This window comes from Streptomyces sp. NPDC029836, from assembly GCF_055574495.1.
In genome coordinates this window covers 273,339-287,962 of record NZ_JBVHZI010000008.1, presented here as the reverse complement: position 1 = coordinate 287,962, position 14,624 = coordinate 273,339, and the positions used below count along the sequence as shown (strand labels likewise).

Here is a 14,624-nt window from a genome sequence, read left to right as displayed (position 1 = left end):
CGAACGGGCCGGGAGGCCCACCCCTCAAGGGTGATCTCCCGGCCCGTGACGTGCAACCGCGCGTGACCCGGGCGGGTGGCCCGGCGTCGACTAGTCGACGATGGCGGCCTGCTCGCTGTCGTAACGGCCGTCGAGCTTGGCGACGAGACCGGTGACCTGCCGCGCGATGTCCGGAGCGGTCAGGCCGATTTCGGCCATGATCTCCTTGCGCGTCGCGTGGTCGAGGAAGCGCTGCGGGATGCCGAAGTCGCGCAGCGGGACGTCCACCCCGGCGTCGCGCAGGGCCTGCGAGACGGCGGCGCCGACGCCGCCGGTGCGGCCGTTGTCCTCGACGGTGACGACGACCCGGTGGCCGTCGGCGAGCGGGGCCAGCGCCTCGTCCACCGGCTTGACCCAACGGGGGTCGACGACGGTCGAGGTGATGCCCTGCTTGTCGAGCAGGTCGGCGATCTCCAGGCACATCGGGGCGAGCGCGCCGACCGAGACGATGAGTACGTCCGGGCGGGTGACGTCGGCGGCCGGGGTGCGCAGCACGTCCATGCCGCCGATCCGGCCGACGGCCGGTACGGCCGGGCCGACGACGCCCTTGGAGTAGCGCACGACCGTCGGCGCGTCCTTGACCTCGACGGCCTCGCGGAGCTGGGCGCGCAGCTGCTCGGCGTCCCGGGGTGCGGCCAGCCGCAGCCCGGGAACCACCTGGAGGATCGACATGTCCCACATGCCGTTGTGGGAGGCGCCGTCGTCGCCGGTGACGCCGGCCCGGTCCAGGACGAAGGTGACCCCGCACTTGTGCAGGGCGACGTCCATCAGGACCTGGTCGAAGGCGCGGTTGAGGAAGGTGGCGTAGACGGCGAACACCGGGTGGACGCCGCCGGTGGCGAGGCCGGCGGCCGAGGTGGCGCCGTGCTGCTCGGCGATGCCGACGTCGTAGATCCGGTCCGGGAAGGCCTCGGCGAACTTGTTGAGGCCGACCGGGTGGAGCATCGCGGCGGTGATGCCGACGACGTCGGGCCGGTCGTGGCCGAGCTTGACCATCTCGTCGGCGAAGACGGAGGTCCAACTGGCGGCGGCGGTCTTCACCGGCAGGCCGGTGTCCGGGTGGATGACGCCGACGGCGTGGAAGCGGTCCGCCTCGTGTTCCAGGGCCGGGGTGTAGCCGCGGCCCTTCTGGGTGAGGCAGTGCACGATGACGGGGCCGCTGAAGCGCTTGGCGCGCGTGAGGGCGGACTCCAGGGCCTCGATGTCGTGGCCGTCGATGGGCCCGATGTACTTCAGGCCCAGGTCCTCGAACATGCCCTGCGGGGCGATGAAGTCCTTGAGGCCCTTCTTGGCGCCGTGCAGGGTCTCGTAGAGGGGCTTCCCGACGACCGGGGTGCGCTCCAGGAGGTCCTTGCCGCGGGCCAGGAAGCGCTCGTAGCCGTCCGTGGTGCGCAGGGTCGCGAGGTGGTTCGCGAGGCCGCCGATGGTGGGGCCGTACGACCGCTCGTTGTCGTTGACGACGATGACCAGCGGACGGTCCTTGGCGGCGGCGATGTTGTTCAGCGCCTCCCAGGCCATGCCGCCGGTCAGCGCGCCGTCGCCGATGACCGCGGCGACGTGGTGGTCCTCGCGGCCCAGCACCTCGTTGGCCTTGGCGAGACCGTCGGCCCAACCCAGCACCGTGGAGGCGTGGGAGTTCTCGATGATGTCGTGGTCGGACTCGGCGCGCGAGGGGTAGCCGGAGAGGCCGCCCCGGGAGCGCAGGTCGGCGAAGTCCTGGCGGCCGGTGAGCAGCTTGTGCACGTAGGCCTGGTGCCCGGTGTCGAAGAGGACCTTGTCCTTCGGGGACTCGAAGACCCGGTGCAGGGCGATCGTCAGTTCGACCACCCCCAGGTTGGGGCCGAGGTGCCCGCCGGTCTTGGAGACGGCGTCGACGAGGAAGGACCTGATCTCGGCGGCGAGCTGGTCGAGCTCCTCCTGGCTGAGCCGGTCCAGATCGCGCGGTCCCTTGATGCGGGTCAGCAGCACCCGTGCCTCCTTGCAGTTGCTTGCTGGTCTGTCGAGTCTAATGTTCCGCTCGCGGGGGCGGTCATCGGGCGGTACCGGGAAGGTCCCGCTTTTGTCATACCTGTACACCCCGGCGCGGAATCACACATCCCAAACGGGCCCATACCCGCACACCCGTGCGCACACGTGACGCACACATGTACGCACAGGTGCCCGGTGCCACACGAAGTGGCACCGGGCACTGTGACGGGTCTTACCGCCTGGGAACGCCCGAGGGCGCGCGGTCAGGCGCGTCCGGCCGTCTTCTGGGTCTTGCGGGTGACCGAGTCGATGACCACCGTGGCGAGCAGGACCGCTCCGGTGATCATGTACTGGATCGGCGTCGCGATCCCCTCCAGGGCCAGACCGTACTGGATGGAGGTGATGACCATGACGCCGAGGAGGGCGTTCCAGGTCCGGCCCCGGCCGCCGAAGAGGCTGGTGCCGCCGATGACGGCCGCCGCGATCACGTTCATCAGCAGGTCGCCGGCGCCGGCGCTCTGGTTGGCCGCCGCGATCTTGGAGGCCCAGAAGAGCCCGCCGATGGCGGCGAAGGTGCCGGCGATCGCGAAGACCGCGATGCGGATCCCGTTGACGTTGATGCCCGCGCGGCGGGACGCCTCGACGCTGCCGCCGAGCGCGAAGACGTTCCGGCCGAAGGAGGTGCGGCGCAGCAGGAAGTCCGTACCGACCAGGGCCAGGACGAAGAGCACCACCGCGAGCGGCAGGCCCTTGTACTGGTTGAACACCACGGCGGGGCCGAAGGTGAAGACGGCGAGCACGCCGGTGCGCAGCAGGATCTCGGTGAGCGGCCGCGAGGGGACCCCGGCGGCCTCCCTGCGGCGGTTGTCGAAGAAGGTGGCCAGGAAGTACCCGATCACGGCGAGCGCCGCGAGGCCGTAGCCGGCGGCCACGTCGGAGAAGAAGTACGTCGTGAGCTTGCCGACCACGCCGTCGGAGTCGAGGTTGATCGTGCCGTTGCTGCCGAGGATCTGCAGCATCGCGCCGGACCAGAACAGCAGGCCCGACAGGGTGACGGCGAAGGCGGGGGCGCCGATCCGGGCGAAGAAGAAGCCGTGGACCGCCCCGATGAGGGCGCCGCCGACGACGGCCGCGAGGATCGCGAGCCACTCGTTGACCCCGTGGGTGACGGACAGGACGGCGACGATCGCGCCCGAGACGCCGCTGACGGAGCCGACCGAGAGGTCGATCTCGCCGAGCAGCAGCACGAAGATGATGCCGACGGCCATCATGCCCGTCGCGACCATGGTGATCGCGATGTTGGTGAGGTTCTCCGGGGAGAGGAAGTTCGAGTTCAGCCCCTGGAAGATGCTCCAGATGATGATCAGGCCGAGGACGACCGGGATGGAGCCCAGGTCGCCGGCCTTCATCTTGCGCCCGAACTCGCTCAGGTACCCGGAGAGGCCCTGCTCGCGCACCAGCAGTCGGGGGTCCACCGCGGGGATGGCGTCGGCCGCGGCGGGGGCGTTGACCGGGTCGACGTGCCCGGTCGGCCCCTTGCCCAGGGGATCGGCGGCGGGATTCTGGGTGCTCACTTGCGGGCCTCCCCGGTGCGGGCCGCCCGGCGGGTCACGGCGTTGTCCGTGGCCCCGGTGATGGCGGAGATGATCTCTTCCTGCGAGGTGTCGGCGACGCTGAAGACACCGTTGTTGCGGCCCAGCCGCAGGACCGCCACCTTGTCGGCGACGGCCTTCACATCGGCCATGTTGTGGCTGATGAGGATGACGGCGTGGCCGCGCTCGCGCAGCCGCTCCACGAGGTCGAGGACCTGTGCGGTCTGCTCGACGCCGAGTGCGGCGGTGGGCTCGTCGAGGATGACGAGCCGGGGCTCGCCCAGCATCGAGCGGGCGATCGCCACGGTCTGGCGCTGGCCGCCCGAGAGCGAGGCGATGGGGATGCGGACACTGGGGATCCGGATGGACAGGGTGGTGAGGAGCTCGCGGGCGCGGCGCTCCATCTCCACCTCGTCGAGGACGCCGAAGCGCTTGAGCTCGCGGCCCAGGAAGAGGTTGCCGACGACGTCGATGTTGTCGCACAGCGCGAGGTCCTGGTAGACCGTCGCGATGCCCAGGCTCTGGGCGTCGTGGGGCTTGTTGATGGAGACCGGGCGGCCCTGCCACTCGATGACGCCGTCATCGATGGGGTGCACGCCGGCGATCGTCTTGACCAGCGTGGACTTGCCGGCGCCGTTGTCGCCGACCAGGGCGACCACCTCACCGGAGTGGATTTCGAGTTCTACGTCGGTCAGGGCCTGGACGGCGCCGAACCTCTTCGAAACCCCTCGCAACGCCAGCACGGGCGCAGCGGACACATGAACCATCTCCTTCGCCGCCTGACCGGCGGGGATGTCGTGCAAAAGAGCAGGAGCGGGGCGGATGGGGAACCCCACGGAGGCGGGGGAATGCAAGAAACGTTTCTGCCCGGCGCCCCGCGGGTGGCGGGAAGTTGGGGCGGGGCGCCGGGCAGGCGCGGGGGCCGCCGCGGCCGTGGCCGCGGGCGACGGGGCCTACTTGAGGCCGAGGGTGGCGCAGGCGGCCGCGTACTTGTCGGCGCAGATCTCTTCGACCGTGTAGACGCCGTCCTTGACGACGGTGTCCTTGATGTTGTCCTTGGTCAGCGAGACGACCGGGATCAGGACGGACGGAACACCCTTGGAGGTCGGGCTGTCGACCTTCTGGTTGATGATCCCGTCGATCTTCTCGCCCTTGGCGAGGGCGACGGCCATCTCGGCGGCGGCCGCGGCCTCGGGGGCGTACGGCTTGTAGACGCTCATGAACTGCTCGCCCGACACGATCCGCTGCACACCGGCGAGTTCGGCGTCCTGGCCGGTGACCGGGGGCAGCGGGGACAGGCCGGCCGCCTTGAGGGCGGTGATGATGCCGCCGGCCATGCCGTCGTTGGCGGAGTAGACGCCGACGACCTTGTCCTTGCCGAGGGCCGAGAGGGCGCCCGCCATGTTGGTGTTGGCGTTCTCCGGCTTCCACTCCTTGGTGTCGTACTCCTTGCCGATGTTCACCTTGCCGTCGAGGACGGAGTGGGCGCCCTTCTTGAACAGCGCGGCGTTCGGGTCGGTGACGGAGCCGTTCATCATGACGATCTGGCCGTCCTTGGCCTTGTCGCCCAGCGCCTCCAGCAGGGCCTTGCCCTGGACCTTGCCGACCTCTTCGTTGTCGAAGGAGGTGTAGGCGTCGATCGGGCCCTCGGCGAGGCGGTCGTAGGCGACGACCGGAATACCGGCGTCCTTGGCCTTCTTGACCGAACCCGCGATGGCCTTGGCGTCGACGGCGTCGATGATCAGCGCGTTCACCTTGTTGGTGATCATCGTTTCGACCTGGGAGTTCTGCGTGGTCGCGTCCTGCTTGGCGTTGGCGTAGACGACCTCGGCCTTGCCACCGGTGAGATCCGCGATCTTCTTCTCGATCAGCGGCTTGTCGAACTTCTCGTAGCGAGCGGTCTGGTTCTCCGGCAGGAGCAGACCGATCTTGATGGCGTCACCGGCGGCGGCGGAGTCCTTCGGGGCGTCACCGGCCTCCTTGGCGCTTCCACAGGCGGCCAGCGAAACGGCCATGGCACCGGCGGCGACGGCTACGGCGGCTCTACGCATACGCGTGTTCATTACTTGAACCTCCCTGACGAGGCCGCAACACTGCGGCCGAGGTGGATGTGAGTCAACCCCGGCCGCAACTTTGCCGTCAAGGAGTGAATCCTTAACGAGATGACAACGGTGCCATCCGTTATCTAACTGAAGACATGACGGCGGGCGCTCGCACTCCGATCCCATTTTCCGCCAAAAGCGTCGAATCGCCCATCTCACTGAGGACGAGGGCCAGGGCTCCGAGCACCTCCGCGCGGCCCCCCAGCGACCCCGTGAGGACCGACAACTGCCGGGCCGCGCTGGGGATCGCGTACCGCCCGACGGACTCCCGGATGGGCGTCAGGACCAGTTCCCCGGCCTCCGCGAGCGAGCCGCCGAGGACCACCCGGCTCGGGTTCAGGAGGTTGCAGAGGCTGGCCACCCCGCTGCCGATGTGCCGGCCGACGTCGGTGACGACCCGGCGGCAGCCGGGGTCCCCGGCGCGGGCCAGCTCGACCACCCGTTCCATCGTCAGGTCCGGTCCGTGGCTGCTCTCCAGGAGCGGCAGCACGTAACGGGCCGCGGCGAAGGTCTCCAGGCAACCGCGGTTGCCGCAGCGGCAGACGGGCCCCGACTCGTCCAGGGTGATGTGCCCGATCTCGCCGGCCGTGCCGCCCGGCCCGCGGTAGATCTGACCGTTGATCACCAGGCCCGCGCCGACGCCGCTGGCCACCTTGATGTAGGCGAGGTCCTTGACGCCGCGCCCGCTCCCCCAGACCGACTCGCCGAGCGCGCCGAGGTTCGCGTCGTTGTCCACGTACACCGGCACGCCCAGGCGCTGCGAGAGCTCCTGGCGCGGGTTGATGCCCGCCCAACCCGGCAGGATGGCGGTGGAACCCAGGGTCCCGGACTCCACGTCGATGGGGCCGGGTACGCCGAGGCCGACGCCGATCACCTTGTCCCGGCCCACTCCGACGCCCTCGATCAGCCGTCCGACCAGCGCCTCGGCCCGGTCGAAGCCCTCCACCCAGGACGCGTCCACGTCGAGCGGCTCGGACTCCTCGGCCAGCACCTGGTGCGCGAGGTTGCCGACGGCCACCCGCAGGTGGGTGTGGCCGAAGTCCACGCCGATCACGATCCCCGCGTCCCCGCTGAGCGAGACGCTGCGGGCCCGGCGGCCACCGGCCGAGGTGTCGATGACCTCGACGGTGCCGGCCTCCTTGAGCTCGCGGACGATGTTGGAGACCGTGGCCGCCGACAGTCCGGTGGCGCGGGCGATCTCCGCCTGGGTCAGCGAACCGGCGAGCCGCACGGCCCGCACGACCCGTTCCAGATTCGCGCGATGCAGCGACGACTGCGATCCGGGAGTCTGCACGACTCATCCACTCCTGCCCATAAGCGACGGCGAACCGTCGCCCCCCTGGCCGGGCCGTCGCGGCTAGGTGCTCCGAGACTCCGGCGTCTCTCCAACTTGTGAACCTTAAGTCGAGCCTTTGGGCCTCCACACGTCAAGAGGCTGACGCAGCACGAAAAGGACACTGGTGACCAAAAGTATGATCAGGGACCTCCCGGATCGTGTTACGGTCGCTGAGGCGCCGGTCCTCTGCGGCCTTTCCGGCCGGACGGGCGCCCGAAATGACGGCGCTACGCGAGGAGGTGTTCGGGATGAGTCCCGATCGAAGTCCTCGCAGTGCCCTGCTCGGCTGACCTTCCGATCGACCGACCCTTCGGATCGGACCGCCGACCCTCCACCGGATGAGCACGGCGGCGCGACCGCGCCGTTCCCGCGCCCTTTCCATTGAGGCACCGCACCACTCCTTCCGCATGCCCTGCACGCTGCGTGCCGGGCCCGCGTCATCCATGCCCACCGGCGCCCCGGCCCCGCGGCCGCCGCGCGCCGACCCATGATCACTCCACGTGACCGTGCGGCTCCGTGCTGCCCGGACACCGTGGAGGGAGGTATTCGTCATGACCATGCTCACCCCTCGTACCCCGACGAAGCTCGCACCGCCGGGCCGGAGCCGCCGCGAGCGCAAGGCCGCAGAGTTGGAGACCGGAACCCGCCTCGTCGGTGAGCGCCTCGCCGCGATCGGCGCCCGCACGGGCGTCCAGGTGCTCCAGGACCTGGACACCTCGCGCGCCGGACTCACCCACGCCGAAGCGGCCCTGCGCCTGGAGCGGTACGGCGCCAACGTCGTGGCCCGCGAGCGCGCCCCCCGCTGGCCCCTCCAGCTCGCGAAGGCCTACGGGAACCCCGTCATCGGGGTCCTGGTCCTCCTCGGCGCCGTCATGTTCTGGCAGGATCCGGCGGACCCGGGCGTCGTCATCCTCTCCGTGATGGTGGGGATCAGCGGACTGCTGCGCTTCTGGCAGGAGTTCCGCTCCGGCCGCGCCGCCGACGCCCTGAAGAAGCTCGTCACCACCACCTGCGCGGTGCAGCGCCGGGCCGGCGGCGGGTCCGCGCCGACCACCTTCGAGGTGCCGATGGACCAGGTGGTCCCCGGTGACCTCGTGAAGCTGGCCGCGGGCGACCTGATCCCGGCCGACCTGCGGCTCGTCGCCGCCAAGGACCTGATGGTCTCGCAGGCCGCCCTGTCCGGGGAGTCGCTGCCGGTCGCCAAGGCCGACATCCGGGCGGACGACCCGGGCACCCGCACCGTCCGCGACCCGGTCGAGGCCGACAACCTCTGCCTGATGGGGACCTCGGTCACCTCCGGGACCGCGACCGGCGTGGTCGTGGCCACCGGCGCGGACACCTGGTTCGGCTCGATGGCCGGCTCGCTCGTCGGCGAGCGTCCGCAGACCAACTTCGACACCGGGGTGCGCAAGGTCAGCTTCCTGCTGATCCGCTTCATGCTGGTGATGGTCCCGGTCGTCTTCGTGATCAACGGCCTGACCAAGGGCGACTGGAACGAGGCCCTCCTCTTCGGTGTCGCCGTCGCGGTGGGCCTGACCCCCGAGATGCTGCCGATGGTCGTCTCCGCCAACCTAGCCCGCGGCGCGGTGGCGATGTCCCGCCGCAAGGTGGTCGTCAAGCGGCTCAACGCGATCCAGAACCTGGGCGCGATGGACGTCCTGTGCACGGCCAAGACCGGCACCCTCACCGAGGACCGGATCGTCCTGGACCGCCACCTCGACGTCCACGGCGACGAGGACACCGAGGTCCTGGAGTACGGCTACCTCAACGCGCACTTCCAGACGGGGCTGCGCAACCTCATGGACCGGGCCGTCATCGACCGCGTGGACGAGGCCGAGGAGGTTGTCGTCGACGCACGGTTCTCGATGGTCGACGAGATCCCCTTCGACTTCGCCCGACGCCGGATGACCGTGGTCCTGAACCGCAACGGCCTGGCGGCCGGCCCCGGCCGCGCCGAACACGTCATGATCACCAAGGGCGCCGTCGAAGAGGTCCTCGGCCTGTGCACCCACCTGAGGGACCGCGGCGAGCGGACCGAGCTGACCGCGGACCTGCGCCGGCGCGTGGCCAGGATCGCCGAGGACAACAACCGCCGCGGCCTTCGGGTCCTCGCCGTCGCCACCCGCACGGTCGCCGTGCCGCGCGACACCTACACCGTCGCGGACGAGGACGGGCTGACCCTGGTCGGCTTCCTCGCCTTCCTCGACCCGCCGAAGGCCTCCGCCGCCGCGGCCCTGCGGGGCCTGGCCGACAAGGGCATCGCGGTCAAGGTCGTCACCGGGGACAACGAACTGGTCGCCGCCCGGGTCTGCGCCGAGGTCGGCATCGAGGTGGGCCACGTCGTCTCCGGCGCCGAGGTCGACGCCCTCGACGACACGGCGCTGCGCGCGCTGGCCGCCCGTACGACGGTGTTCGCCAAGACCAACCCCGTCCAGAAGGCCCGCATCGTGCGGGCCCTGCGGGCCGACGGGCGCACCGTCGGCTTCCTCGGGGACGGGATCAACGACGCGGCCGCCCTGCGGGACGCCGACGTCGGCATCTCGGTGGACACCGCGGTGGACATCGCCAAGGAGTCGGCGGACATCATCCTGCTGGAGAAGGACCTGACCGTCCTGGAACAGGGCGTCGTCCAGGGCCGGACCACCTTCGGCAACACGATCAAGTACATCAAGATGACCGCGTCGTCGAACTTCGGCAACGTCTTCTCCGTGCTGGTGGCGAGCGCGTTCATCCCCTTCCAGCCGATGCTCGCGATCATGCTGCTGGTGCAGAACCTGGTCTACGACATCGCCCAACTGGCCACGCCCTGGGACCGGATGGACCCGGAGTACCTGCGCAAGCCCCGCAACTGGGACGCCAAGGGCATCTTCCGCTTCATGGTCACCATCGGTCCGATCAGCTCGATCTTCGACATCGCCATGTTCGTGATCATGTGGAACGTGTTCGCCGCGAACAGCGACGCGCACCAGGCGCTGTTCCAGTCCGGCTGGTTCGTCGAGGGCCTGCTCTCGCAGACCCTGGTCGTCCACATGATCCGTACCCGCCGGATCCCCTTCCTCCAGTCGCGGGCCTCGTGGCCGGTGATGGCGATGACCGTCCTCGCGGTGCTGACCGGTCTGTGGCTGCCGTTCTCGCCATTGGCCGCCTCGCTGGGCTTCGTGGCCCTGCCGGCCGGCTACTTCCCGTGGCTGATCGGCGTGCTGCTCGCGTACTGCACGCTCACCCAGTTCGTGAAGACCTGGTACATCCGCCGCTTCGGCACCTGGCTGTAGGAACACCTGACGAAGGAAGGAGGACGGGCCGATGACGCTGCTCAGCGAATGGGAGATGGCCGGCCACCTCGGCGCCGCGCTCGGCTTCGGCGCGCTGATCGGCCTGGAACGGCAGTGGCGGGCCCGCCTGGCGGGACTGCGTACGAACGCCCTGGTCGCGGGCGGGGCCGCGCTGTTCGTGCTGCTCTCGCAGTACGGGTTCCTCGGGACCGTCTCCGAGGTGAACCACGACGGCTCCCGGGTCGCCGCCCAGGTCGTCTCCGGGATCGGCTTCCTCGGCGCCGGAGTGATCATGCGGGACGGGCTCGGCGTACGGGGCCTGAACACGGCCGCCACCCTGTGGTGCTCGGCGGCCGTGGGCTGCCTGGCGGGGGTCGGCCTCTTCGTCCTGGCGGCCTTCGGCACGGCGGGCGTGGTGGGGACCAACCTCCTGCTGCGCCCGCTGGGCCGGCGCCTGGACCGCGAGCCGCGCGGCGGGGCGGAGGTGGCGGCCGACTACCACTTCGAGGCGGTGTGCCTGGAGGCCGAGGAGGCCCACATCCGCCACCGGGTGGTGGACGCGCTGGGCCGGCCCGGGTACCAGCTGCGCGAGATCCGCAGCCAGGACGGGCCGGCCACCGGCCTGGTCACCGTATCGGCGCTGCTGACCGCCGAGGGGACGCAGGGCCGGACGCTGGAGGAGGCCGTCAGCAACCTCTCGCTCGATCCGGCGGTCTCGGCGGTCAGCTGGTCGGTGCTGCCGGAGCGGGCGGAGCGGGCCTGATCCCGCGCCGCCCCGGGTCCGCTACTTGAGGGTCGCGGAGGTCAGTCCGGCCTGGATCTGGCGCTGGAAGGACAGGTAGACCACCAGCATCGGGATCATCGCGATGGTCACGCCGGCGAACAGCACCGGCAGGTCCGTCTCGTACCCCATCTGGTACTGGAGTTGGATCAGGCCCTGGGTGAGCATGTAGCGCTCGGGGTCCGATCCGCTCTGGGGCTGCATCAGCACGGAGGGCAGGATGTACTGGTTCCACTGGCCCAGGACATTGAATATCCCCACGCTGATCAGGCCGGGCTTGGCCATCGGCAGCATCACCTGGAAGAAGATCCGGGTGTCGGAGGCCCCGTCGATCACCGCCGCCTCGTGCACCGCCGTGGGCAGGGTGCGGAAGAAGGAGTGCATGAAGAAGACGGTGAACGGCATCGAGTAGGCGACGTAGACCAGGATCAGACCCTGGTAGCTGTTCAGCATGTCCAGCCGCTTGACCATGAAGAACAGCGGTACGAGCGCCAGGAACACGGGGAACATGGCCCCGCTGACGAAGAAGTAGTAGATGATCCGGTTGCCCTTGAAGGGGTACCGGGCCAGCACGTACGCCGCCATGGAGCCCAACAGCATGGTGAGCGGCACGGAGAACACCATCACGATCAGCGTGTTGGCGAAGTAGTCCCCGATGCCCTTCTCCCAGGCCCGACCGAAGGCGTCGAAGTTCCAGTTGGAGGGCCAGCTGAGGGCCGAGCCGCCGATCTGCGAGTCGGTCTTGAAGGAGCCGAGCGTCAGCCAGAACAGCGGCAGGACGATCAGTATCGCCCAGACGGCCAGGAAGCCGTGGGAGAAGACGTTGAGCGCCATGCCGTCGGAGGTGCGCTTCGCGCCCCCCTTCGGGCGACCGCCGTCGCCGCCGGACTTCTCGGCTGCGGCCTCACCGGGGGCCTTGATCACTGTGGTCATCGTGTCTCCCGCTCAGAACTCGATGCGCTCGCGGCGGGTGGCGCGCAGCGTGACAAGGGAAAGGATCAGGGTCAGGATCAGCATGACCACGCCCATGGCGCAGGCGTATCCGCTCTTGCCGAAGTAGAGGAAGTTGCGCATCAGGACCGTGGCCATGACCTCGCTGTGGTGGTCGGGTCCGCCGCCGAACTGCCCGGAGGTCATCGTCGACACGAGGACGAACATGTCCATCGCGGCGATGCCCAGGTAGACCGCCGAGGTCTGCACGGAGTCCCAGAGCAGCGGCAGCGTGACCTTCAAGAAGGTCTGGGCGCGGCCGGCGCCGTCCAGCAGGGCGGCTTCGTAGATGTCCCTCGGCACGGACTGCATGGCCGCCGAGAAGAGCACCAGGTAGAAGCCGACGCCGTGCCAGACGACCACGAGGAGCAGGCACCAGAGCACCAGGTCGGGCTCGTTGAGCCATTCGATGGGGTGCGCCGGGTCGACGACGCCGATCCGGGTGAGGAAGCCGTTGAGCAGGCCTCCCTCGTCACTGCGGTACACGGCGCCGAACAGCACCGCGAGGATGGCGAGGGACAGGACCTGCGGGAAGAAGTAGATGATCTTGTAGAAGGCCGATCCGCGCACGCCCCGGACGCCACCGGCCCCGCTGCGCCCTCCCGCGTTCACCATGAAGGCGAAGAAGAGGGCGAGCAGGATGGTGACCGCGGGGACGAACACCAGGAGCAGCAGGTTGTGCCACAGGGCCCCGAGGAAGACCTGGTCCTTCATCAGCGCCGCGTAGTTGTCCAGTCCGACGAGCTCGAACGTCGGTGACTGACCCGACCAGTTGGTGAAGGAATAGCCGAACGTCTGGATGTACGGCCAGATGACGAAGGTCAGGTACAGCGCGAGGGGCAGGACGAGGAATCCGGCGATGAAGCCGCCCCGCCCTCTGCTCGTGGCTACTTGGCTCATGGTGTCCGTCCCTGGTGGTTCCGGGTGCCCGGTGGACGCGGGGTCAGCTGCGCTTGTTGTTCTTGGCGTTCGGGTCCTTGGCCGCCTTGTCCACCGCGGCCTGGGCCCGCTTGATCCATTCCTTGGGCTGGATGCGCTGGGCCATCAGCTCGTTGGACGCGTTCTCGATCTCGGTGCCCATCTCGCTGTACCACTCGGTGTACAGGTAGTTGAAGGTGTTGTCGCCCGCGCTCTTGAGGGCTTCGACCGCGGACTGGGTGCCGGACCGCAGCTTGACGCCGGGGTCGACGCCGTCCTTGACGACGGTGAGCGAGTTGGCCTGCTGGGCGAAGATCGTCGACCATTCGCGGGACAGCATCGAGCGCAGGAACTCCAGGCCACCGGCCTTGTTGCCGGCCTTCTCGGGGACGATGAAGGGCTCGCCGGCGCCGGCCCGGATGGCCTCGACGGGGAGCTTGCTGTCGGCCAGTACGGGCATCGGCAGGAACTTCATGTCGAAGTCCTCCGGGGTCTGCTTCAGCTGCTCGTTCTCCAGCCAGGACCCGGAGGGGATGAACGCCGCCTTGTACTGGTTCCAGGCGGTCTGGGACTCCGTGTGGGTGAGGCCGTTGGTGCCCGGCATCAGGAGGCCCTTCTCGACGACCTCGTAGACCGCCTCGACCGCGGCCAGGGCCGCCGGGCTGCCCTCGAAGGCGTTCGGCTCCAGGTTGTCGATGGCCTTCATGGCCTCCAGACCGCCCTTCTTGGCGATCAGGTCCATGATGACGACGTTGATGTAGTACGGGAACTTGCCCTGGTGGGCGAGGCCGCCGATGCCGGCTTCCTTGGCCTTGGTGCAGACCGCGAGGAACTCGTCCCAGGTCTTGGGCGGCGTCCAGCCCTTCTCCTTGAAGAGCTTGCCGGAGTACCACAGGCCGAAGACGGTGTAGACGTAGTTCAGCGCGACGAACTTGCCGCCCTGGGTGCCCTGTTCGATCGTGCCCTTGATGAGGGTGTCGCGCACCTTCTTGGCGGGGTCGTCGAGCGAGGGGGCGTCGAGCACCTGGGTGAGGTCGGCGAGCTGGCCGCCCTTGAAGAGCACGTCCAGCTTGATCTGCTGGGCACCGGCGTCGTCGACGACGTCCGGCGGGTTGCCGCCGTTGAAACGCGGCTGGAGCTTGGCGGTGATCTCCTGGGTGCCGAGGTGGGAGCTGGTGGTGCCCCACTTCTTGTCGAAGGCGGCTTCCCAGGCCTTGGCGTAGTCGTCACCGAATCCGCCCTTGAAGACGACCACCTCCAGCTTGCCGCCCTTGGCGACGCCGAACGGGTTCTCGGGGGAGGTGGCCGCCTTGGACTCGTTGCCCTTGGGGGCCGCCTCGCCGCCGGAGGCGCACGCGGACAGGAAGCTCATCGTCGGGACGGCGATCAGGCCGAGTGCCGCGGAGCGCTTGATCAGGTCCCGGCGGCCGAGGCCCTCACCGGTGCTGTTCTCGCCGTGGGCGGAGGTGGATCCCATGCTCAAGTCCTCGCCTTCGTCAGGAGTGTGAAGGCGGCGGGAGAGCACGGCAGTTCCCGTGCATGCGGCATCACCGCAGGTCCCCGCCGTCCCCCGGTCCGGGGCCGCTCATTTCGCGGTGGTCCGGACGGGCACAGGTATAGTCCACT

At 69.3% G+C, this 14,624-nt stretch carries 10 protein-coding genes; 2 read left to right on the top strand and 8 right to left on the bottom strand.

The features are described from left to right. Nucleotides 1-90: 90 nt before the first annotated feature. The 5 genes from dxs to ACZ4XJ_RS23895 all read right to left on the bottom strand — a co-directional run bounded on the left by dxs (nt 91) and on the right by ACZ4XJ_RS23895 (nt 6,995). Nucleotides 91-2,007, bottom strand: coding sequence for a 1-deoxy-D-xylulose-5-phosphate synthase (gene dxs / locus ACZ4XJ_RS23915; RefSeq protein ID WP_362882308.1), 1,917 nt, complete (start codon nt 2,005-2,007; stop codon nt 91-93). A gap of 263 nt (nt 2,008-2,270) precedes the next feature. Continuing rightward, nucleotides 2,271-3,551: a sugar ABC transporter permease gene (locus ACZ4XJ_RS23910; RefSeq protein ID WP_468497328.1), complete on the bottom strand. Its 1,281-nt coding sequence runs from the start codon at nt 3,549-3,551 to the stop codon at nt 2,271-2,273. A gap of 26 nt (nt 3,552-3,577) precedes the next feature. Next, nucleotides 3,578-4,366 carry an ATP-binding cassette domain-containing protein gene (locus ACZ4XJ_RS23905; RefSeq protein WP_362882306.1) on the bottom strand — a complete coding sequence of 263 codons (789 nt, stop codon included), beginning with the start codon at nt 4,364-4,366 and terminating at the stop codon, nt 3,578-3,580. A 186-nt stretch (nt 4,367-4,552) separates the two neighbouring features. Continuing rightward, nucleotides 4,553-5,662 (bottom strand): sugar ABC transporter substrate-binding protein, encoded by a 1,110-nt coding sequence (locus ACZ4XJ_RS23900; RefSeq protein WP_281206070.1) that lies wholly within the window; start codon nt 5,660-5,662, stop codon nt 4,553-4,555. 118 nt (nt 5,663-5,780) lie between these two features. Next, nucleotides 5,781-6,995: an ROK family transcriptional regulator gene (locus tag ACZ4XJ_RS23895; RefSeq protein WP_362882304.1), complete on the bottom strand. Its 1,215-nt coding sequence runs from the start codon at nt 6,993-6,995 to the stop codon at nt 5,781-5,783. Between the two features lie 593 nt (nt 6,996-7,588). Here ACZ4XJ_RS23895 and mgtA point away from each other — a divergent pair. Together mgtA and ACZ4XJ_RS23885 are read left to right on the top strand one after the other, a co-directional pair. Next, nucleotides 7,589-10,309 (top strand): magnesium-translocating P-type ATPase, encoded by a 2,721-nt coding sequence (gene mgtA / locus ACZ4XJ_RS23890; RefSeq protein ID WP_468497271.1) that lies wholly within the window; start codon nt 7,589-7,591, stop codon nt 10,307-10,309. A gap of 31 nt (nt 10,310-10,340) precedes the next feature. After that, a complete protein-coding gene (locus ACZ4XJ_RS23885) occupies nt 10,341-11,072 on the top strand; it encodes an MgtC/SapB family protein (protein WP_383994801.1) in 732 nt (243 codons plus the stop codon). A gap of 21 nt (nt 11,073-11,093) precedes the next feature. Here ACZ4XJ_RS23885 and ACZ4XJ_RS23880 read toward each other — a convergent pair whose 3' ends face one another. The 3 genes from ACZ4XJ_RS23880 to ngcE are packed head-to-tail and all read right to left on the bottom strand — an operon-like array spanning nt 11,094 to nt 14,475. Continuing rightward, nucleotides 11,094-12,023 (bottom strand): carbohydrate ABC transporter permease, encoded by a 930-nt coding sequence (locus ACZ4XJ_RS23880; protein WP_362882299.1) that lies wholly within the window; start codon nt 12,021-12,023, stop codon nt 11,094-11,096. Between the two features lie 12 nt (nt 12,024-12,035). Next, complete coding sequence (locus ACZ4XJ_RS23875; RefSeq protein ID WP_362882297.1) at nt 12,036-12,980, bottom strand: carbohydrate ABC transporter permease; 945 nt, start codon at nt 12,978-12,980, stop codon at nt 12,036-12,038. A 43-nt stretch (nt 12,981-13,023) separates the two neighbouring features. Further along, a complete protein-coding gene (gene ngcE / locus ACZ4XJ_RS23870) occupies nt 13,024-14,475 on the bottom strand; it encodes an N-acetylglucosamine/diacetylchitobiose ABC transporter substrate-binding protein (RefSeq protein WP_468497270.1) in 1,452 nt (483 codons plus the stop codon). Nucleotides 14,476-14,624: the final 149 nt, after the last annotated feature.

Coding starts and splice junctions, on each gene's coding strand:
- ngcE (WP_468497270.1), bottom strand. CDS start 14,475: ATGGGATCCACCTCCGCCCACGGCGAGAACAGCACCGGTGAGGGCCTC.
- ACZ4XJ_RS23875 (WP_362882297.1), bottom strand. CDS start 12,980: ATGAGCCAAGTAGCCACGAGCAGAGGGCGGGGCGGCTTCATCGCCGGA.
- ACZ4XJ_RS23880 (WP_362882299.1), bottom strand. CDS start 12,023: ATGACCACAGTGATCAAGGCCCCCGGTGAGGCCGCAGCCGAGAAGTCC.
- ACZ4XJ_RS23900 (WP_281206070.1), bottom strand. CDS start 5,662: ATGAACACGCGTATGCGTAGAGCCGCCGTAGCCGTCGCCGCCGGTGCC.
- ACZ4XJ_RS23885 (WP_383994801.1), top strand. CDS start 10,341: ATGACGCTGCTCAGCGAATGGGAGATGGCCGGCCACCTCGGCGCCGCG.
- ACZ4XJ_RS23905 (WP_362882306.1), bottom strand. CDS start 4,366: ATGGTTCATGTGTCCGCTGCGCCCGTGCTGGCGTTGCGAGGGGTTTCG.
- mgtA (WP_468497271.1), top strand. CDS start 7,589: ATGACCATGCTCACCCCTCGTACCCCGACGAAGCTCGCACCGCCGGGC.